The organism is Streptomyces roseofulvus (genome assembly GCF_039534915.1).
GTDB classification, from domain to species: Bacteria; Actinomycetota; Actinomycetes; order Streptomycetales; family Streptomycetaceae; genus Streptomyces; species Streptomyces roseofulvus.
The window spans coordinates 4132551-4150802 of record NZ_BAAAWE010000001.1 but is presented as its reverse complement, the minus strand read 5'-3'; the positions used below and the strand labels follow the sequence as shown (position 1 = coordinate 4150802).

The 18252-nt window shown below is 70.2% G+C and carries 17 protein-coding genes; 9 read left to right on the top strand and 8 right to left on the bottom strand.

The window, feature by feature from the left end; genetic code table 11:
- The first annotated feature begins 31 nt into the window (after positions 1 to 31).
- Genes ABFY03_RS19060 through ABFY03_RS19050 form a run of 3 tightly spaced genes read left to right on the top strand, consistent with a single transcriptional unit; the run spans position 32 to position 1883 of the window.
- Positions 32 to 895, top strand: coding sequence for a GNAT family N-acetyltransferase (locus ABFY03_RS19060; RefSeq protein ID WP_319011557.1), 864 nt, complete (start codon positions 32 to 34; stop codon positions 893 to 895).
- 55 nt (positions 896 to 950) lie between these two features.
- The gene (locus tag ABFY03_RS19055) at positions 951 to 1409 is read left to right on the top strand and encodes a MarR family winged helix-turn-helix transcriptional regulator (RefSeq protein ID WP_346170435.1); all 459 of its coding nucleotides are present in this window, start codon (positions 951 to 953) and stop codon (positions 1407 to 1409) included.
- 21 nt (positions 1410 to 1430) lie between these two features.
- Positions 1431 to 1883, top strand: a complete 453-nt coding sequence (locus tag ABFY03_RS19050; RefSeq protein ID WP_346170434.1) for a GNAT family N-acetyltransferase — start codon at positions 1431 to 1433, stop codon at positions 1881 to 1883.
- Between the two features lie 62 nt (positions 1884 to 1945).
- On the opposite strand, the gene ABFY03_RS19045 is transcribed toward ABFY03_RS19050, so the two are convergent.
- Both ABFY03_RS19045 and dnaB read right to left on the bottom strand, forming a co-directional pair.
- Positions 1946 to 3328, bottom strand: coding sequence for a serine hydrolase domain-containing protein (locus tag ABFY03_RS19045; protein ID WP_346170433.1), 1383 nt, complete (start codon positions 3326 to 3328; stop codon positions 1946 to 1948).
- A 36-nt stretch (positions 3329 to 3364) separates the two neighbouring features.
- Positions 3365 to 4870 carry a replicative DNA helicase gene (dnaB, locus tag ABFY03_RS19040; RefSeq protein WP_078867916.1) on the bottom strand — a complete coding sequence of 502 codons (1506 nt, stop codon included), beginning with the start codon at positions 4868 to 4870 and terminating at the stop codon, positions 3365 to 3367.
- A 424-nt stretch (positions 4871 to 5294) separates the two neighbouring features.
- Between dnaB and ABFY03_RS19035 the strand changes: the two genes are divergently transcribed.
- Entirely contained in the window at positions 5295 to 6632 is a 1338-nt protein-coding gene (locus tag ABFY03_RS19035) for an MATE family efflux transporter (RefSeq protein WP_346170432.1), read from the top strand.
- 118 nt (positions 6633 to 6750) lie between these two features.
- Here ABFY03_RS19035 and rplI read toward each other — a convergent pair whose 3' ends face one another.
- The 4 genes from rplI to rpsF form a co-directional block, all read right to left on the bottom strand.
- Positions 6751 to 7197, bottom strand: coding sequence for a 50S ribosomal protein L9 (gene rplI / locus ABFY03_RS19030; RefSeq protein ID WP_319011552.1), 447 nt, complete (start codon positions 7195 to 7197; stop codon positions 6751 to 6753).
- A gap of 18 nt (positions 7198 to 7215) precedes the next feature.
- Complete coding sequence (gene rpsR, locus ABFY03_RS19025; RefSeq protein WP_005315025.1) at positions 7216 to 7452, bottom strand: 30S ribosomal protein S18; 237 nt, start codon at positions 7450 to 7452, stop codon at positions 7216 to 7218.
- Between the two features lie 64 nt (positions 7453 to 7516).
- Positions 7517 to 8107, bottom strand: coding sequence for a single-stranded DNA-binding protein (locus ABFY03_RS19020; protein WP_031003140.1), 591 nt, complete (start codon positions 8105 to 8107; stop codon positions 7517 to 7519).
- A 72-nt stretch (positions 8108 to 8179) separates the two neighbouring features.
- Positions 8180 to 8470 carry a 30S ribosomal protein S6 gene (gene rpsF / locus ABFY03_RS19015; RefSeq protein WP_004950685.1) on the bottom strand — a complete coding sequence of 97 codons (291 nt, stop codon included), beginning with the start codon at positions 8468 to 8470 and terminating at the stop codon, positions 8180 to 8182.
- Between the two features lie 240 nt (positions 8471 to 8710).
- Between rpsF and ABFY03_RS19010 the strand changes: the two genes are divergently transcribed.
- From ABFY03_RS19010 to ABFY03_RS19000, 3 genes are all read left to right on the top strand, one after another.
- Positions 8711 to 9025, top strand: a complete 315-nt coding sequence (locus ABFY03_RS19010) for a hypothetical protein (RefSeq protein ID WP_319011551.1) — start codon at positions 8711 to 8713, stop codon at positions 9023 to 9025.
- Between the two features lie 117 nt (positions 9026 to 9142).
- Complete coding sequence (locus ABFY03_RS19005; protein ID WP_319011550.1) at positions 9143 to 10261, top strand: lipid II:glycine glycyltransferase FemX; 1119 nt, start codon at positions 9143 to 9145, stop codon at positions 10259 to 10261.
- A gap of 96 nt (positions 10262 to 10357) precedes the next feature.
- Entirely contained in the window at positions 10358 to 11389 is a 1032-nt protein-coding gene (locus tag ABFY03_RS19000) for an alanine racemase (protein ID WP_319011549.1), read from the top strand.
- 34 nt (positions 11390 to 11423) lie between these two features.
- Here ABFY03_RS19000 and ABFY03_RS18995 read toward each other — a convergent pair whose 3' ends face one another.
- A complete protein-coding gene (locus ABFY03_RS18995) occupies positions 11424 to 12977 on the bottom strand; it encodes a glycosyltransferase family 87 protein (protein ID WP_346170431.1) in 1554 nt (517 codons plus the stop codon).
- A 188-nt stretch (positions 12978 to 13165) separates the two neighbouring features.
- On the bottom strand, positions 13166 to 16012 hold the full coding sequence (locus ABFY03_RS18990; RefSeq protein ID WP_346170430.1) for a transglycosylase domain-containing protein: 2847 nt from the start codon (positions 16010 to 16012) through the stop codon (positions 13166 to 13168).
- Positions 16013 to 16394: 382 nt separating this feature from the next.
- Here ABFY03_RS18990 and ABFY03_RS18985 point away from each other — a divergent pair, with 382 nt between their 5' ends.
- Entirely contained in the window at positions 16395 to 17069 is a 675-nt protein-coding gene (locus ABFY03_RS18985) for a PadR family transcriptional regulator (protein WP_319011546.1), read from the top strand.
- A gap of 47 nt (positions 17070 to 17116) precedes the next feature.
- A complete protein-coding gene (locus tag ABFY03_RS18980) occupies positions 17117 to 18199 on the top strand; it encodes an inositol-3-phosphate synthase (protein WP_031003130.1) in 1083 nt (360 codons plus the stop codon).
- Positions 18200 to 18252 lie beyond the last annotated feature (53 nt).

Sequence of the window (18252 nt, the reverse complement as noted above, 5' to 3'; positions counted from 1 at the left end):
GAAGATCACCCCGTCGGAGAGCCTGGCCGTCATGCCGATCTCCCCCGCAGACCTCGCACAGCTCCCCGTCCGGCGCCTCGACCCCACCGACCTCCTGGCCTGCGCCGACCTCTCCGAGAACCGCGGCTGGCCGCGCGAAGAGCACAAATGGGGCCTGCTGCTCGCCGCGGGCACCGGGTACGGCATCGACGACCCCGACGGCGAGGGTCTGCTCGCCTGCTGTGTGGTCACCTCGTACGGCCCCGACCTCGCGGCCATCGGCATGGTGCTCGTCGCCGAGCGCTACGCCCGCCGCGGCATCGGGCGCCGGCTGATGGAGTACGTCCTGGACGCGGCAGGGGAGACGCCGCTGACGCTCTACGCCACCCCCAACGGAAAGCCGCTCTACGAAGGGCTCGGCTTCACCGAGTTCGGCCGCTCCGAGATGGTCAAGGGCCGCTTCTCCGCCTCCGTGCCCGCACCCCGCGTCCCGGTCCGCCCGGCGACCGCCGAGGACCTCCAGGAGGTGCTCCGTCTGGACGAGGAGATCTTCGGCCTCGACCGGACGCCGCTCATCACCCGGCTCCCGGCCTTCGCCGACCATCTGCGGGTCGCCGTCGAGGACGGCCACATCATCGGCTTCGCCGCGGCCTGGCCCAACATGGACACCCATGTCGTCGGCCCGCTGATCGCCCGCGACACCGCCACCGCCCAGGCACTGGTGGCGTCCTTGGCCGAGGCCAGTGACCGCCCGCTGCGCACGGACGTCGACCTCCGGCACACCGAGCTGCTGGGCTGGCTCAAGGAGAACGGCCTGGAGCCGATCACCGTCAACGCGATGATGATCCGCTCGCTCCCCGGCCTCCCCGGCGACGCCGACCGCCGCTTCGCCCCGCTGACCGTCGCGGCGGGCTGACCTCTACCCTGGACCCGCAGCGGCCCACGGGCGAGGAGAGGCACGAGGAGAGCACATGACCGCGACGGACCCCGCCCTCACCGGGCTCGCGCAGCGCTGGTGCGCCCTCTCCCTGCTGCACGGCCGCATCGAGTCCCACGTGGAGCGCGCGCTCGAGTCCGGACACGGCCTGAGCGCCCGCGAGTACTCGCTCCTCGACGTCCTCAGCCGTCAGCACGACGGCCCCGGCGGCCACCTCCAGATGAAGCAGGTCGCCGACGCCGTCGTGCTCAGCCAGAGCGCCACCACCCGGCTGGTCACCCGCCTGGAGGACCGGGGACTGCTCACCCGCTACCTCTGCGCGACCGACCGGCGCGGCATCTACACCGATGTCACCGAGGCCGGCCAGGCGCTCCTGGCGGAGGCCCGGCCCACCCACGACCGCGCGCTGCGCGAGGCTCTGGACGAGGCCGCGAAGAACCCGGAGCTGGCCCCTCTGGTCCGGGTCGTCGAGGGCGAGCCCGCCGCCCTCTGAGGCGGGTCGTACGCTGCGCGCATGAGCGATCTCGAGATCCGCCCCGCCACCGCGGAGGACGTGCCCGCCATCGTCGCAATGCTCGCCGACGATCCCCTCGGCGCCCAGCGGGAGTCCCCGGACGACCCGGCGCCCTACCTCACGGCCTTCGCACGGCTCGCCGACGACCCGAACCAGCACCTCGTCGTCGCCGTCCGCGCCGAGAAGGTCGTCGGCACCCTCCAGCTGACGATCGTCCCCGGCCTCTCCCGGCGCGGCGCCACCCGCTCGATCATCGAGGGGGTGCGGATCCACTCCGAGGAGCGCGGCAGCGGTCTGGGAACCCTGCTCATCGAGTGGGCCGTCGAGGAGTCACGGCGCCAGGGATGCGCACTGGTCCAGCTCACCTCCGACGTCACCCGCACCGACGCCCACCGCTTCTACGAGCGGCTCGGCTTCGAGGCGAGCCACGTGGGGTTCAAACGCGCCCTCTGACCCTTCGGAGAAGAAGGCCCGTGTTTCACGTGAAACACGGGCCTTCGTGCCCTGAGGCAGGATCAGAGCCCGCGCCAGCCCTGGGCGTCCACCCCGCCCGGGACCGCGTCCCCGGGCTCGTACGGCTCCCGCGTGAAGACGAAGGAGCCCAGGTCGAGATGGCTGACCGTGCCGTCGGGGCGCCGCACCACCCGGAGCGTCTCCCCCGCGTAGTAGCCGTCCAGGCCGATCCAGCCGCCCTCGGGCAACGCACGGAAGACGGCGCGCCTGCCCGTGCCCCGCAGCGGCTCCAGCACCACCCCGCCCTCCACGCCGAGCCGCAGCCCGTAGGCGTACGTCCCCCAGTACCAGGGGCCGGTCAGCGCCAGGAGGTCCTGGTCGACCTCGGACGCCGGCAGCGGGCGCCACGGGTCGGGCAGCCGCGGCTCGGCCTCCGCCACGATCCGTACGAGGTCGGCGGCGACGACCCCGGGCTGCGGGCCGCTCGTCGCGTTGGCGAGGGCCACGCCGACCAGGCCCTCCGCGACGTCCACCCACAGCCCGGCGACGAAGCCGGGCAGCGAGCCGCCGTGGCCGATGAGCGTGCCGTGCTCGCCGTGGGCGAGCTGGAGCCCGAGGCCGTACCCCATCTGCGCGTCGCCCGCGGCCGGCGGCGCGGCGGGCACCCGCATCTCGGCGACGGTGGCGGCGCTCAGCACGCGGTCGTCGCCCTCCGCGAGGAAGAGACCGAACCGGCACAGGTCGGCGGCGGTCGACCACAGCTGCCCGGCCGGGGCCATCACCCCCAGGTCCTCGGACGGCTCGGGCAGCATGACGTCGGCCCAGGGGTGCACCGCCCAGCCCCCGGCGTGCGGGGCGACCGGTTCCGCCGTCGTCCGGTCCATGCCCAGCGGCTCCAGGATCTCGGTGCGCAGCGCCTCCTCCCAGGAGACTCCGCGGACCGCCTCGATCAGGGAGCCGAGCAGGGTGTAGCCGGGGTTGGAGTAGTGGAAGCTCCGGCCCGTCGGGTGGAGCGCGGGCGTCTCCCCCAGGACGTCGGAGAGCTCGGGGCGCGTGGAACCAGGCGTCCGCTCCCACCAGGGCGAGGGGGTCTCCGCGGCGAGCCCCCCAGTGTGGGCGAGCAGCTGGGCGACGGTCACCTCGCCCATCCCCGTACCGGGGAGGTGCTTCTCCAGCGGGTCGTCGAGGCCGATCAGCCCTTCGTCGCGCAGCCGCAGGACGAGGACGGCGGTGAACACCTTGGTGATCGATCCGATCCGGTACTGCGTGTCGGCGTCGGGGTCGTGCCCGTCGACGCAGCTGCGGGCTCCGCTCCAGACCATCGCTCCCCCGCGCGCGACGGCGGCCACGAAGGAGGGCGCGCGGCCCTCGCTCTGGGCGCGGGCCACCCGGTGCAGCAGGGAACGCTCGGTGGTGGGCAACAGGGCTTCGAAGGCTGAGGTCATGAACCGATCATGCCGCGCCGCGCCGCCCGGTCACGATCAGGTCTGCGCCATGTCCACGAAGCGCGAGTAGTGACCCTGGAAGGCGACGGTGATGGTGGCCGTCGGGCCGTTACGGTGCTTGCCGACGATGATGTCGGCCTCGCCGGCGCGCGGGGACTCCTTCTCGTAGGCGTCCTCGCGGTGCAGCAGGATGACCATGTCGGCGTCCTGCTCGATGGAGCCGGACTCTCGGAGGTCGGAGACCATGGGCTTCTTGTCGGTGCGCTGCTCGGGTCCACGGTTCAGCTGGGAGAGCGCGATCACCGGCAGCTCCAGCTCCTTGGCGAGGAGCTTGAGGTTTCGCGACATGTCGGAGACCTCCTGCTGACGGCTCTCCTGCCGCTTGGAGCCGCCGGACTGCATCAGCTGAAGGTAGTCGATGATGACGAGCTTGAGGCCGTTGCGCTGCTTGAGGCGGCGGCACTTGGCGCGGATCTCCATCATCGACAGGTTCGGGGAGTCGTCGATGTAGAGCGGGGCCTGGGAGACGTCCGGCATGCGGCGGGCGAGCCGGGTCCAGTCCTCGTCGGTCATCGTGCCGGAGCGCATGTGGTGCAGGGCGACCCGGGCCTCGGCGGACAGCAGACGCATCGCGATCTCGTTGCGGCCCATTTCGAGGGAGAAGATGACGCTGGGGAGGTTGTTCTTGATGGACGCGGCCCGGGCGAAGTCGAGGGCGAGCGTCGACTTACCCATGGCGGGACGGGCCGCGATGATGATCATCTGACCGGGATGGAGACCGTTGGTGAGCGAGTCGAGGTCGCTGAAGCCGGTGGGCACACCGGTCATCTCGCCACTGCGGGAGCCGATCGCCTCGATCTCGTCGAGCGCGCCCTCCATGATGTCGCCGAGCGGCAGGTAGTCCTCGGTGGTCCGTTGCTCGGTGACCTTGTAGATCTCCGCCTGGGCCGAGTTCACGATCTCGTCGACGTCGCCGTCGGCCGCGTACCCCATCTGCGTGATCTTGGTGCCGGCCTCGACGAGCCGGCGCAGCACGGCGCGCTCGTGGACGATCTCCGCGTAGTACGAGGCGTTCGCCGCCGTCGGCACCGACTGGACGAGGGTGTGCAGGTAGGAGGCGCCGCCGACGCGGTTGATCTCGCCGCGCTTGGTGAGCTCGGCGCCGACGGTGATCGGGTCGGCGGGCTCGCCCTTGGCGTAGAGGTCGAGGATCGCGCCGAAGACGGTCTCGTGGGCCGGCTTGTAGAAGTCGTGGCCCTTGATGATCTCCACGACGTCGGCGATGGCGTCCTTGGAGAGCAGCATGCCGCCGAGCACGGACTGTTCGGCGTCGAGGTCCTGCGGGGGGACCCGTTCGAAGCCGGAGAGTCCGCCGTCCCAGGGTCCGTCGCTGCCGCGCTCATGCTGCTCGTCGCGGCCCCGGCCGCGCCCGCGGCCCTCGCCACGGCCGTCCCCGCGGCCTTCGCCCCGGGTGCGGACGGGCAGCCGGTCGCTCGGTCCGCCGTCGGCCCAGGGGTCGTCCATGGGCTCGGGAACGCTCACCAGGCCACCTCTTCCCGTCCGCTCCGCGGACCTCGCCGTGCCACTCCTTCTTACGCCACGGCCTTGATCAAAGAGTGGCTTTGCGTCCGCTGCTGGCGCGTCGGGCGCCGGTCCACGGTAGGCCCGCGAGGGGCATCAGCCAATCTGGTTATCCACAGGCTCTGTGGGTGAAGGCCCCAATGCTGTGGATAAGCCGCCGGATCCTGTGCACGGACCGGGGGACAGCCATGTGGACAAACTCATAACACTCACCCGGCTACGGCTCTGACCTGCGACTTTTCCATCCACGGGCTGTGGGGGAGAAAAACTTTTCCCCCTGGATCGCGATCAGAACAAACAGCCCACACCCGAAGCCCAGATCCCCATGAAAGTAAGGATCACACATGCATTGCATCGCTTACCTGTGGACGATTAGATTGGCCCCATGACCCAGGCCACCTCGAGCTCCAAGGCCGCACTGCGCCGGCACGACCGCGAGATCCTCTCGCTCGCCCTGCCGGCCTTCGGCGCCCTTGTCGCCGAACCGCTCTTCCTGATGGTCGACAGCGCCATCGTCGGGCACCTCGGCACCCCCCAGCTCGCGGGCCTCGCCATCGCCGGCACCCTGCTCTCCACCGCCGTCAGCGTCTTCGTCTTCCTCGCCTACGCCACCACGGCCGCCGTCGCCCGGCGGGTCGGCGCCGGCGACCTGCCCGCCGCTCTCCGACAGGGCATCGACGGCATCTGGCTGGCCCTCCTCCTGGGCCTCGCCGTCGTCGCCGTCACCCTGCCCACGGCCCCCGGGCTGGTCCAGCTCTTCGGCGCCTCCGACACCGCCGCCCCCTACGCCACCACCTACCTGCGGATCTCGATCCTCGGCATCCCCGCGATGCTGATCGTCCTGGCCGCCACCGGCATCCTGCGCGGCCTCCAGGACACCAGGACCCCGCTCTACGTGGCCATCGGCGGCTTCGCGGCCAACGGCGCCCTCAACGCCGGACTCGTCTACGGTGCCGGACTCGGCATCGCGGGCTCCGCCTGGGGCACCGTCATCGCCCAGTGCGGCATGGCCGCCGCGTACCTCGTCGTGGTCGTCCGGGGCGCCCGCCGCCACGGCGCCTCGCTCCGGCCCGACGCGGCCGGCATCCGGGCCTCCGCCCAGGCCGGCGCCCCGCTCCTGGTCCGTACGCTGTCGCTCCGCGCCGTCCTGATGATCGCAACCGCCGTCGCCGCCCGCATGGGCGACACCGAGGTCGCCGCCCACCAGATCATCATCTCCCTGTGGAGCCTGATGGCCTTCGCCCTGGACGCCATCGCCATCGCGGGCCAGGCCATCATCGGACGCTACCTGGGCGCCGACGACGCCGAGGGCGCCCGTCAGGTCTGCCGTCGGATGGTCCAGTGGGGTGTGGTCTCCGGCGCCGTCCTCGGACTGCTCCTCGTCCTGACCCGCCCGCTCTTCGTCCCGCTCTTCACCGGCGACCCCGCCGTCCAGTCCACCCTGCTCCCGGCGCTGCTCGTCGTGGCACTGTCCCAGCCGGTCTCCGGGGTGGTCTTCGTCCTCGACGGCGTCCTCATGGGCGCGGGCGACGGCCCCTACCTCGCCTGGGCGATGCTGCTCACCCTGGCGGTCTTCGCCCCCGTCGCCCTGCTGGTGCCGGTGTCCGGCGGCGGGCTGACCGCGCTCTGGTGGGCGATGACACTGATGATGACGGTCCGCATGGCCACGCTCTGGTTCCGGATGCGCTCCGGCCGCTGGATCGTCACGGGCGCCACCCGCTGACCGAGTGCGGTGTTTCACGTGAAACACCGCAAAGGGCCACAAGCCCGTGTTTCACGTGAAACGGCGGATGGGCCGCCCCCCAGCGGGGAGCGGCCCATCCGTACTGCTGAGCGCAGCGTTACGCGGCAACGACCTCGATGCCGAGCTTCGCGGCGACCTCGGGGTGCAGACGCACGAGCACCTGGTGCGAGCCCAGGGTCTTGATCGGCGAACCGAGCTCGACGCGACGCTTGTCGACCTCGGGGCCACCGGCGGACTTGATCGCCGAGGCGACGTCGGCCGGGGTCACGGAGCCGAAGAGACGGCCGGCGTCGCCGGAGCGAACGGCCAGGCGCACCTTCGTGCCCTCGAGCTTGGCCTTGACCTCGTTGGCCTGCTCGATGGTCGCGATCTCGTGGATCTTGCGGGCGCGGCGGATCTGCGCCACGTCCTTCTCGCCACCCTTGGTCCAGCGGATCGCGAAACCACGCGGGACCAGGTAGTTGCGAGCGTAGCCGTCCTTGACCTCGACGACGTCGCCGGCCGCACCGAGGCCGGAGACTTCCTGGGTGAGGATGATCTTCATTTTTCGGTCACCCTTCCCTTATCGCGCGGTGGACGTGTAGGGCAGCAGCGCCATCTCACGGCTGTTCTTGACGGCCGTGGCGACGTCACGCTGGTGCTGCGTGCAGTTGCCGGTCACGCGGCGGGCACGGATCTTGCCGCGGTCGGAAATGAACTTCCGCAGCATGTTCGTGTCCTTGTAGTCCACGTACGCGGTCTTGTCCTTGCAGAACGCGCAGACCTTCTTCTTAGGCTTGCGCACAGGCGGCTTCGCCATGGTGTTTCTCCTGTGTGATCAAGAAGTGTGGGGTACGAGCCGCTTCCAGGGCCCCGAGGGATCCCTAGAAGGGGGGCTCGTCCGAGTAGCCGCCGCCGGAGTTGCCACCCCAGCCGCCACCGCCGCCGGCCTGCTGGCCGCCGCCGGAGGAGCCGCCGGAGGCCCAGGGGTCGTCGGCGGGAGCACCGCCGCCGCCCTGCTGGCCGCCGCCGGAGTTGCCACCCCAGCCGCCGCCACCCTGCTGGCCACCGCCGCCGCCGAAACCGCCGCCGCCACCCTGGCCACCGCGGCCGGTGGTCTTGGTGACCTTGGCCGTGGCGTTGCGCAGGCTGGGGCCGACTTCCTCGACGTCCAGCTCGAAGACCGTGCGCTTGATGCCCTGGTTGTCCTCATAGGACCGCTGCTTCAGCCGGCCCTGCACGACGACGCGCATGCCTCGCTGAAGGGACTCGGCGACGTTCTCCGCCGCCTGACGCCAGACCGAGCAGGTCAGGAACAGGCTCTCGCCGTCCTTCCACTCGTTGGTCTGCCGGTCGAAGGTGCGGGGAGTGGACGCGACGCGGAACTTCGCGACCGCCGCACCGGACGGGGTGAAGCGCAGCTCGGGGTCGTCGACGAGATTGCCGACGACCGTGATGACGGTCTCGCCTGCCATGGGTGAACCTCTCGGCGGGATTGCTTCTGGCTGCTTGCTGCTACTCGGACCCGATTACCTCTGAGCGAGAGCTCAGTGGGTCTCGGGGCGGAGGACCTTGGTCCGGAGGACCGACTCGTTCAGGTTCATCTGGCGGTCGAGCTCCTTGACGACCGCAGGCTCGGCCTGCAGGTCGATGACCGAGTAGATGCCCTCGGGCTTCTTCTTGATCTCGTAGGCGAGACGACGACGGCCCCAGGTGTCGACCTTCTCGACCTTTCCGTTGCCCTCACGGACGACGGAGAGGAAGTTCTCGATCAGCGGGGAGACAGCGCGCTCCTCGAGATCGGGGTCGAGGATGACCATCACCTCGTAGTGACGCATGTGGAACCCACCTCCTTTGGACTCAGCGGCCACGGTCGTTCCGTGGCAGGAGGGTCGTGATGCGTGAGCGACGGCGTCCCAGCTGGCAGGACCAGGGCAGACACCGGCGCAGACCGTACAGAGTACCTGCACATCGCCTTGCGGTTGAAATCCGGCGGGGAGGGGACGCAATCTGTACACATCGGACGTCGGCGGCGCTAGGATGCGCCGCCCTCCGCACGGCACGCCAGGAGGTGCCCCATGGCACAGGCAATGCGACCCGACCCCGGCCACTCCCTCTTCGCGACGGACGGCAAGCCGCACCCGCTCCAGGACACGCTGCTCGCGGTGACCCTGGTGCTCGGCATCCTGTCCTTCGTCACGGCGCAGTTCCACAGCCTGCACCTGCTCAGCTCGTGGACGGGCCTGATCGGCATCCTGACCGGGGCCTACGGGCAGTTCATCTCCGTCACCACCCGCGAACGCTTCTTCCTGATCATCGGCCTCGGCGCCGCGGCGGTGGGCTTCTATCTCGGCATGGCCCACGGCGGGCTCTTCACCGGCGTGATCAACTGACACCGAGCACGTCAGGGCCCCCACGGCCCTTCGGGGCGCTCCCCGGTCGCAGTAGGCTTCGGCGCGAGAGCCGGAGCCCCTGACCGATGGGGACACACCTGCCGAGGAGCGCCCCGCATGAGCCTGACCCTGAGGACCATCAGCCGAGAGCAGCATCTGGCGTACATCCAGACACTGCCCGGCGCGAGCCACTGCCAGGTCCCGGCGTGGGCTGACGTGAAGACCGAGTGGCGCTCGGAGAACCTCGGCTGGTTCGACAAGAACGGCGAGCTCGTCGGCGTGGGCCTGGTGCTCTACCGCCAGCTCCCCAAGCTCAAGCGCTACCTGGCCTACCTCCCCGAGGGCCCGGTCATCAACTGGTACGCCCCCAACCTCGACGAGTGGCTCCAGCCGATGCTGGCCCACCTCAAGCAGCAGGGCGCCTTCTCCGTGAAGATGGGCCCGCCGGTCGTCATCCGCCGCTGGGACGCCGCCGCGATCAAGTCCGGCATCCAGGACCCGGACGTCAAGCGCCTCAAGGACGTCCAGGCCACCGAGATCGTGCCGCAGGCGTTCGAGGTCGCCGACCGGCTGCGGAAGATGGGCTGGCAGCAGGGCGAGGACGGCGGCGCCGGCTTCGGCGACGTGCAGCCGCGCTATGTCTTCCAGGTCCCGCTGGCCAACCGCTCCCTGGACGACGTCCTCAAGGGCTTCAACCAGCTGTGGCGCCGCAACATCAAGAAGGCCGAGAAGGCCGGCGTCGAGGTCGTCCAGGGCGGTTACGAGGACCTCGCCGAGTGGCAGCGCCTGTACGAGATCACCGCGGTCCGCGACAAGTTCCGGCCGCGCCCGCTCTCGTACTTCCAGCGCATGTGGACGGTCCTCAACAACGAGGACCCCAACCGGATGCGCCTCTACTTCGCCCGCCACAACGGCGTGAACCTCTCCGCGGCGACCATGCTCGTCGTCGGCGGGCACGTCTGGTACTCGTACGGCGCCTCCGACAACATCGGCCGCGAGGTCCGCCCGTCCAACGCCATGCAGTGGCGGATGCTCCGCGACGCGTACGCGATGGGCGCGACCGTCTACGACCTGCGCGGCATCTCGGACTCGCTCGACGAGACCGACCACCTCTTCGGCCTGATCCAGTTCAAGGTCGGCACCGGCGGCGAGGCCGTGGAGTACGTCGGCGAGTGGGACTTCCCGCTGAACAAGCTTCTGCACAAGGCGCTCGACATCTACATGTCGCGTCGCTGACGCTCCCCGCGGGGCTTGCGTACCCTCGTAGTTCCGCGGGTCTCGTACACATCTCCGACACCCCACCGCAGCCATCAGAAAGGTTCCGGGCCGGCCATGGCGCTCTCCCTCTACGTCGACACCGCTCGCTGGCGGGCGCACCAGAAGTCCGTGATCGACCAGTTCCCCGGTCTGATCCCGGTCTGCAAGGGCAACGGCTACGGCTTCGGGCACGAGCGGCTCGCCGAGGAGACGGCCCGGTTCGGCGCCGACATGCTCGCGGTGGGGACCACGTACGAGGCGGCGAAGATCAAGGACTGGTTCGGCGGCGACCTGCTGGTCCTCACGCCGTTCCGGCGCGGCGAGGAGCCGGTGCCGCTCCCCGACCGGGTGATCCGCTCCGTCTCCTCCGTGGACGGCGTGCACGCCCTGGTCGGCGCCCGCGTCGTCATCGAGGTCATGAGCTCGATGAAGCGGCACGGCGTACGCGAGGAGGAGCTCGGGCAGCTCGCCTCCGCGATCGAGGACGTACGCCTGGAGGGCTTCGCCCTGCACCTGCCGCTCGACCGCCCGGACGGCACGGACGCCGTCGAGGAGGTCATCGCCTGGATGGACCGGCTGCGGGCCGCCCGGCTGCCGCTGCACACCATGTTCGTGAGCCATCTGCGGGCCGAGGAGCAGGCCAGGCTCCAGCAGCAGTTCCCGCAGACCCGCTTCCGCGCCCGGATCGGCACCCGGCTCTGGCTGGGCGACCACGAGGCCACCGAGTACCGCGGCTCCGTCCTGGACGTCACCCGGGTCGCCAAGGGCGACCGCTTCGGCTACCGCCAGCAGAAGGCCGCCTCGGACGGCTGGCTGGTCGTGGTCGCCGGCGGCACCTCGCACGGCGTGGGCCTGGAGGCCCCGAAGGCGATGCACGGCGTGATGCCGCGCGCCAAGGGCGTGGCACGGGCCGGTCTGGCCACGGTCAACCGGAACCTGTCGCCGTTCGTCTGGGCGGGCAAGCAGCGCTGGTTCGCCGAGCCGCCGCACATGCAGGTGTCGATCCTGTTCGTGCCGGCCGACGCGCAGGAGCCGCAGGTCGGCGACGAGCTGGTGGCGCACCTGCGCCACACCACGACGCAGTACGACCGGCTCGTCGAGCGCTGAGCGCGCCGAGCCGGCCGTACGTCACGTCAGCGGATCACCCCCGGGAGCCCTCGGCCCCGGGGGTTCCCCATGTCACGAGCAGTTCCTGCGTGCCGGAGTCGGGCGCCGGGGCCGCGTGCCGGGCCGGGTGGGCGGCCCGGCCCACGACGAAGACGTCGGACGTGCCGTCCAGGACGCCGCCCGAGGGGTCGTCGGAGCCGTCGCGCCGCACCGGGTCCTTCTCGGGCGCGAGGGCGTCGCGGACGACCATGGCGCACAGGTACAGGGTGCCCAGCAGGTGCAGCACGATCGCGACGTGGTAGCCGTCCAGCGGCAGTCCCTGCTTGCTGCCGCTGCCGGTGAACGCGAGGTACATCCAGATCCCGAGGTAGTACAGGACCTCGCAGGACTGCCAGATGAGGAAGTCCCGCCAGCGGGGCCGGGCGAGCGCGGCGAGCGGCACCAGCCAGAGCACGTACTGCGGTGAGTAGACCTTGTTGGTGAGGACGAACGCGGCGACCATCAGGAACGCCAGCTGGACGAGCCGCGGCCGGCGGGGCGCGGCGAGGGCCAGCCAGGCGAGGCCGCCCGCTGCCAGGATCAGGAGCAGCAGCGCGTACAGGTTGGCCCGCTCGGGCGGGATCGTCTGGCCGGAGCGCTGGCTGACGAGCAGCCAGACGGAGCCGAAGTCCACGTTCCGGTCGCGGCTGAAGAGGTAGAACTGCTTCCACCCGTCGGGCGCGAGGAGCAGCACCGGCAGGTTCACCACGAGCCAGGAGCCCGCCGCGCCGAGCAGCGCGGTGCCGAAGGCGCGCAGCCTGCCCGCACGGACGCACAGCAGCAGCAGCGGCCACAGGAGCAGCACGGGGTAGAACTTGGCGGCGACGGCGAGGCCGAGCAGGATGCCGGCGGCGAGCGGCCGGGAGCGGGACCACATCAGGAGCGCGGCGGCGGTGAGCGCCACGGCCAGCAGGTCCCAGTTGATCGTGGCGGTGAGGGCCACGGAGGGCGCCAGGGCGACCAGCAGGCCGTCCCAGGGGCGTCGGCGGTGCGTCCGGGCGACACAGACGGCGAGGACGGCCGCGCAGACCATCAGCAGTCCGGCGTTGATCAGCCAGTACGCCTGTTCCTGGGCCTGGAGCTCGCCGCCGGGCGTCAGCCAGGACGCGACCTCCATGAAGAGCCCCGTCAGCACGGGGTACTCCAGGAACGGTATGTCGCCGGGGAGCCGGTCGAAGTAGGGCACCAGGCCCTCGGCGAAGCCGCGCCCGGCGAACAGGTGCGGGATGTCCGAGTAGCAGGCATGGGTGTACTGGGAGGTGGTGCCGCGGAACCAGGCCCAGTTGTAGCAGGGCAGCTTCTGCACCATGCCGAGGGCGAACATGCCGATGGCCACGAGGGCGATCACCCGCACCGGCGTGAGCTGCCCGCCCGCGGGCCCGCTGCCCGGCAGGGCGCGGCGCCCGTAGCGGCCGCCGATGAGCTGGCTGCCCGCGGCGGCCACCTCGTCCCGCCGGGTGGGTGCGACGACGGGGGGCTCGCCCCCGCGCGCTCCGTCCGGCGCCGCGGCCCCGTCCTGGGGGCCGCTCGTCTTCTTCAGGCTCGGCATGGGGGACATCCTGCCGTACGCCCCTGGGAATCCGGCCTCGACCAGGACGGAAATCCGGCGCCGGATGCCGCGTTGTTTCACGTGAAACACGGAGGGCCGCCGCGGTCCGCTCCGTACGTGTCGTACGCAGCGGCCGCGACGGCCCTCGCTTCGCCGGGATCAGGCCTCACGGCCCGGCCCCGGCCACGTCAGCCGAAGAGGCTTCCGTCTCCCGTCGATCCGTCGGTCGGCTCGCCACCGCTGCCGCCGCCGTTCCCGTTGCCGCCGCTGCCTGGGCCGCCCGGGTCCGTCGTGGTGTCCGTCGGTGTCGGCTCCGTGCTGCCCGTCGGGGTCGGTTCCGTCGTGCCGCCGGTGCTGCCGCCCTGGTCGCCGCCGCCGCTGGTGGTGTCGCAGCCCCAGTCCCAGACGTTGCAGGTCGTCTTGCCGGGCTTCGGCTCCTTGGTGGTCGGACGGCCCGGGTCGGTGGGCGTGGCCGGGGGAGTCGTCGTCGGAGCGGTGGTGGCCGTCTCCGTCGGCGTCGCCGACTCGGTCGGGGTCGGGGTGGCCGTCGGCTTGGGCGTGGCGCCACCGCCGTAGACCGCCTTGGCGTCCGCGAGCCTCTCCGGCTCCGGGAACTCCTCGACGGGCATGTCCGCGACGGCGTCCGTCATGTAGTCGTTCCAGATCTGGGACGGGAACGACGAACCGTGGATCGAGTCCTGGCCACCCGTGCCGTACATCTCCTGGAACTGGCGGTTCTTCTTCGTCTCGTCGTCGTCGAAGCGGTACATGTCGATCGCCGTCGAGAGCTGCGGGGTGTAGCCCACGAACCAGGCCGACATGTTGTCGTCGGTGGTACCGGTCTTGCCGGCCACGTCGCGGCCCGGGATGGCGGCGTTCTTACCGGTGCCGCCCTTGTCCTCGACGACGCTGCGGAGCACGTCGGTGACGTTGGAGGAGATGGCGGAGGAGAACGCCTGCTGCGCCTTGGGCTCGTGCTTGTAGATGACCTGGCCCTCCTTGACGACCTTGGTCACCGAGTACGGCTCGTTGCGCATGCCCTGGTTGGCGAAGGTGGAGTAGGCACCGGCCATGCGGATGGCGCTCGGGCTGGAGATACCGAGCGAGAACGACGGGACCTCGCCCTTCACCAGGGAGTCGGGGCGCAGGCCGGCGTCGATGGCCGCCTCACGCACCTTGTCGATGCCGACGTCCATGCCCAGCTGCACGAAGGGGGAGTTGGCGGAGACGACCATGGCCTTGCGCAGGCTGATGTTGCCGTAGCTCTGGTCGCCCTCGTTGTTCTGCTCCCACTCCTTCCCGTTCTCGTCGTGCCAGATCTCGCCCTTGTAGGTGCGGACCTTGAGATCGTCCTTGCCGCTGTACCGGCTCTTGTCGGGGTCGACGAGGGTGCGCGTGGAGGCGTCCTGCGTCGGGGGGCCCTCCGGGTCGCGGACGCCGTCCCTCATGGCGGCGGCGAGCACGAAGGGCTTGAACGTCGAACCGACCTGGGCACCGGTGGTGTCGGCGTTGTTGGTGTAGTGCTTGGTCGCGTCCTGGCCGCCGTAGAGCGCGACGAGGGCACCGGTCTTGACGTCGACGGAGGCGCCGCCGAACTCGACGTTGGTGTCGTCCTCCGGACGCTTCTTCTCGTCGATGTACTCGTCGTAGATCTTCTTGACCGAGTCCTCCATCGCCTTCACCTTCTTCTTGTCGAAGGTGGTGTGGATCTCGTAACCGCCCAGATCCAGGGCCTCGGCGCTGATGTCGTACTTGCTGCGGAAGTTGGCCTTCGCGGTGGCGACCAGGTAACCGATCTGGCCGCTCAGCTGGGCGTCCTGCTTCGGCTTCTGGATCTTCGGCAGGGTCGTGTACTTCGCCCGCTCCTCGGCCGGGATCTTCCCGTCCTTGACCATCTCGTCGAGGATCCACGTCCAGCGCTCGGTGAGACGCGCCAGGTTGTTCGCGGGGGTGGCGTTGGGGTCGACCTCGGGGTAGCCGGCCGGGTCGAAGTACGTGGCGCCCTTGAGCACGGAGGCGAGCACCGCCGACTCGGAGGCGTTGAGGTGCTTGGCGTCCTTGTTGAAGTACGCGCGGGAAGCGGCCTGGATGCCGTAGGCACCGCGGCCGTAGTACGCGGTGTTGAGGTAACCGGACAGGATGTCGCGCTTGTCGACCTCGTTGCCGACCTTGATGGAGATGAAGAGTTCCTTCACCTTCCGGGACAGGGTCTGCGACTGGTCGGCGAGCAGTCCGTTCTTCACGTACTGCTGGGTGATGGTCGAGCCGCCCTGGGTCTCGCCGCCCTTCGCCATGTTCCACACGGCGCGGCCGATGCCCATCGGGTCGACGCCCCAGTCGGTGCGGAACGTCTTGTTCTCCGCCGAGATCACGGCCTCCTGCATGACCAGCGGAATTTGGTCGATGCCGATGATCTGGCGGTTCTGGCCGGCGCCGGTGGCGACCATGCGGCTGCCGTCGGACCAGTAGTAGATGTTGTTCTGCGAGGTCGCGGTCGCGTCCACCTTGGGGACGACGACCTGCGAGTACGCGATGACCGCGCCGCCCATGAGGAGCGCGCAGAAGAGCAGGAACGTGCCCGTCACGAGCTTCCAGGACGGCATCCAGCGACGCCAGCCGTCCTTGTCGTGGCGCGGGTAGTCGATGATCCGCTTCTTGCCGGGCGGGCGACCGCCCTGGCCGCCACCGCGTCCGCCGCCACCGCCGCCACCGCCGCGGCGGCCACCGCCGCCGGGACCGTTCGGTCCGCCGGGGCCGGCCGCGGGCGCGCGTCGGCGTCCGCCCCGCTGGGCGGCACGCCGGGCCTCCGCGCGTCCGCCGTACGGACGCGCCTCCTCCCCGTGGGAGGACGAGGCCCCCCCGTACCCGCCGGACGACCCGTAAGGGGCCGGCGATCCGTACGGGGGCGTCCCCGTACCGGTGTCATGGGCCGGGGCCGACCTGCGGCCCGTCGGCTGCTGGGCGGCGCGTCGTGCCGCCGCGCGGCCGCCCGTCGGCGGCTCCTGCGACGGCATCCTGCGACGGTGCTCGCTCATCGAACGACTACTCCTCGGGCAGGCGCGTACGCCTGGAAGCGGCAGTTGAGTTCCGGTCCCCCCGAAATGCGCACGACCGGAGCCCATCGGAGGCCCCTTTCGTATCGCAGCCGGTCACCCGCTGCACTGACGCCCCAGCGCGGCTCCTGGTTCCCGGTGGTGTGCATGCCGCACAGACTACGCACGGCCAAAACCCCTCTTGCGCCGGAGTTCACCCCAAATCAGGCAAGTCGCACGCTGTGAATTGACGATGTGACGCCGGTCACTGCACCCCCACTTGTCGGACCTCTCGGGCCGTTCTATCGTCGTGATGTATCGAGTCGATACATCAGCACGGCATAAAGTTTTCCGAGGCGGACCGGCGGGACGGAGGAGGCGACCTATGAGCAGACGCTCCGGCATCCTCGAGTTCGCCGTTCTCGGCCTGCTGCGCGAGGCCCCGATGCACGGCTACGAGCTGCGCAAGCGCCTCAACACCTCGCTCGGCATCTTCCGCGCGTTCAGCTACGGGACGCTCTACCCCTGCCTCAAGACGCTGGTCGCCAACGGCTGGTTGATCGAGGAGCCGGGCAGCGCCCCCGAGGAGGCCGTGGCCTCGTCACTCGCAGGACGCCGGGCCAAGATCGTCTATCGGTTGACGCCGGAAGGTAAGGAGCACTTCGAGGAGCTCCTCTCCCACACCGGCCCCGACGCCTGGGAGGACGAGCACTTCGCCGCCCGCTTCGCGTTCTTCGGCCAGACCGAGCGCGAGGTGCGGATGCGGGTGCTCGAAGGCCGCCGCAGCCGGCTGGAGGAGCGCCTGGAGAAGATGCGCGCCTCGCTGGCCCGGACGCGCGAGCGACTCGACGACTACACGCTTGAGCTCCAGCGCCACGGAATGGAGTCCGTGGAGCGCGAAGTGCGCTGGCTGAACGAGCTCATCGAGAGCGAGCGGGCGGGCCGCGACCAGCGGCCCGGCACCGACGCTCCGCACGACAACGATTCTGGAGAGACGGGCGGCCTGCCCCGGCACGGGGGCAGTACCCGGCCGGATCCGTCCGACGACACCGCCAAGTGAAACCCTGCGCCAGCAGGGCTTCCACGATCACACAGGGAGCAACCGGAATGGGTTCGGTTCGCGTAGCCATCGTCGGCGTGGGCAACTGCGCCGCCTCGCTGGTTCAGGGCGTCGAGTACTACAAGGACGCCGACCCGGCGACCAAGGTGCCCGGCCTCATGCACGTCCAGTTCGGCGACTACCACGTCGGTGACGTCGAGTTCGTCGCCGCCTTCGACGTCGACGCGAAGAAGGTCGGCCTCGACCTCTCCGACGCCATCGGCGCCAGCGAGAACAACACCATCAAGATCTGCGACGTCCCGAACAAGGGCGTCACGGTCCAGCGCGGTCACACGCTCGACGGTCTCGGCAAGTACTACCGCCAGACCATCGAGGAGTCCGCCGAGGAGCCGGTCGACGTCGTCCAGATCCTGAAGGACCGCCAGGTCGACGTCCTCGTCTGCTACCTGCCCGTCGGTTCCGAGGACGCGGCGAAGTTCTACGCCCAGTGCGCCATCGACGCCAAGGTCGCCTTCGTCAACGCGCTCCCGGTCTTCATCGCCGGCACCAAGGAGTGGGCGGACAAGTTCACCGAGGCCGGTGTCCCGATCGTCGGCGACGACATCAAGTCGCAGGTCGGCGCGACCATCACGCACCGCGTGATGGCGAAGCTGTTCGAGGACCGCGGTGTCCGCCTCGAGCGCACGATGCAGCTGAACGTCGGCGGCAACATGGACTTCAAGAACATGCTCGAGCGCGAGCGCCTGGAGTCCAAGAAGATCTCGAAGACGCAGGCCGTCACCTCGCAGATCCCGGACCGCGAGCTGGGCGAGAAGAACGTCCACATCGGCCCCTCGGACTACGTGGCCTGGCTGGACGACCGCAAGTGGGCGTACGTGCGCCTCGAGGGCCGCGCCTTCGGCGACGTCCCGCTGAACCTGGAGTACAAGCTCGAGGTCTGGGACTCCCCGAACTCGGCCGGTGTCATCATCGACGCCCTGCGCGCCGCGAAGATCGCCAAGGACCGCGGCATCGGCGGCCCGATCCTCTCCGCGTCCTCGTACTTCATGAAGTCCCCGCCGGTCCAGTACTTCGACGACGAGGCCCTGGCCAACGTCGAGAAGTTCATCAAGGGCGAGGTCGAGCGCTGACCTTCCGAGGTCCGATGCGTTTCACCTGACGAGGGTCCCCGCGGCACTGCCCG

What these genes read in the sequence shown, in the direction of transcription:
- ABFY03_RS19060 (WP_319011557.1), top strand. Translation starts at nt 32, where the DNA reads ATGCCGATCTCCCCCGCAGACCTCGCACAGCTCCCCGTCCGGCGCCTC.
- ABFY03_RS19055 (WP_346170435.1), top strand. Translation starts at nt 951, where the DNA reads ATGACCGCGACGGACCCCGCCCTCACCGGGCTCGCGCAGCGCTGGTGC.
- ABFY03_RS19050 (WP_346170434.1), top strand. Translation starts at nt 1,431, where the DNA reads ATGAGCGATCTCGAGATCCGCCCCGCCACCGCGGAGGACGTGCCCGCC.
- ABFY03_RS19045 (WP_346170433.1), bottom strand. Translation starts at nt 3,328, where the DNA reads ATGACCTCAGCCTTCGAAGCCCTGTTGCCCACCACCGAGCGTTCCCTG.
- ABFY03_RS19035 (WP_346170432.1), top strand. Translation starts at nt 5,295, where the DNA reads ATGACCCAGGCCACCTCGAGCTCCAAGGCCGCACTGCGCCGGCACGAC.
- rplI (WP_319011552.1), bottom strand. Translation starts at nt 7,197, where the DNA reads ATGAAGATCATCCTCACCCAGGAAGTCTCCGGCCTCGGTGCGGCCGGC.
- rpsR (WP_005315025.1), bottom strand. Translation starts at nt 7,452, where the DNA reads ATGGCGAAGCCGCCTGTGCGCAAGCCTAAGAAGAAGGTCTGCGCGTTC.
- ABFY03_RS19020 (WP_031003140.1), bottom strand. Translation starts at nt 8,107, where the DNA reads ATGGCAGGCGAGACCGTCATCACGGTCGTCGGCAATCTCGTCGACGAC.
- rpsF (WP_004950685.1), bottom strand. Translation starts at nt 8,470, where the DNA reads ATGCGTCACTACGAGGTGATGGTCATCCTCGACCCCGATCTCGAGGAG.
- ABFY03_RS19010 (WP_319011551.1), top strand. Translation starts at nt 8,711, where the DNA reads ATGGCACAGGCAATGCGACCCGACCCCGGCCACTCCCTCTTCGCGACG.
- ABFY03_RS19005 (WP_319011550.1), top strand. Translation starts at nt 9,143, where the DNA reads ATGAGCCTGACCCTGAGGACCATCAGCCGAGAGCAGCATCTGGCGTAC.
- ABFY03_RS19000 (WP_319011549.1), top strand. Translation starts at nt 10,358, where the DNA reads ATGGCGCTCTCCCTCTACGTCGACACCGCTCGCTGGCGGGCGCACCAG.
- ABFY03_RS18995 (WP_346170431.1), bottom strand. Translation starts at nt 12,977, where the DNA reads ATGCCGAGCCTGAAGAAGACGAGCGGCCCCCAGGACGGGGCCGCGGCG.
- ABFY03_RS18990 (WP_346170430.1), bottom strand. Translation starts at nt 16,012, where the DNA reads ATGAGCGAGCACCGTCGCAGGATGCCGTCGCAGGAGCCGCCGACGGGC.
- ABFY03_RS18985 (WP_319011546.1), top strand. Translation starts at nt 16,395, where the DNA reads ATGAGCAGACGCTCCGGCATCCTCGAGTTCGCCGTTCTCGGCCTGCTG.
- ABFY03_RS18980 (WP_031003130.1), top strand. Translation starts at nt 17,117, where the DNA reads ATGGGTTCGGTTCGCGTAGCCATCGTCGGCGTGGGCAACTGCGCCGCC.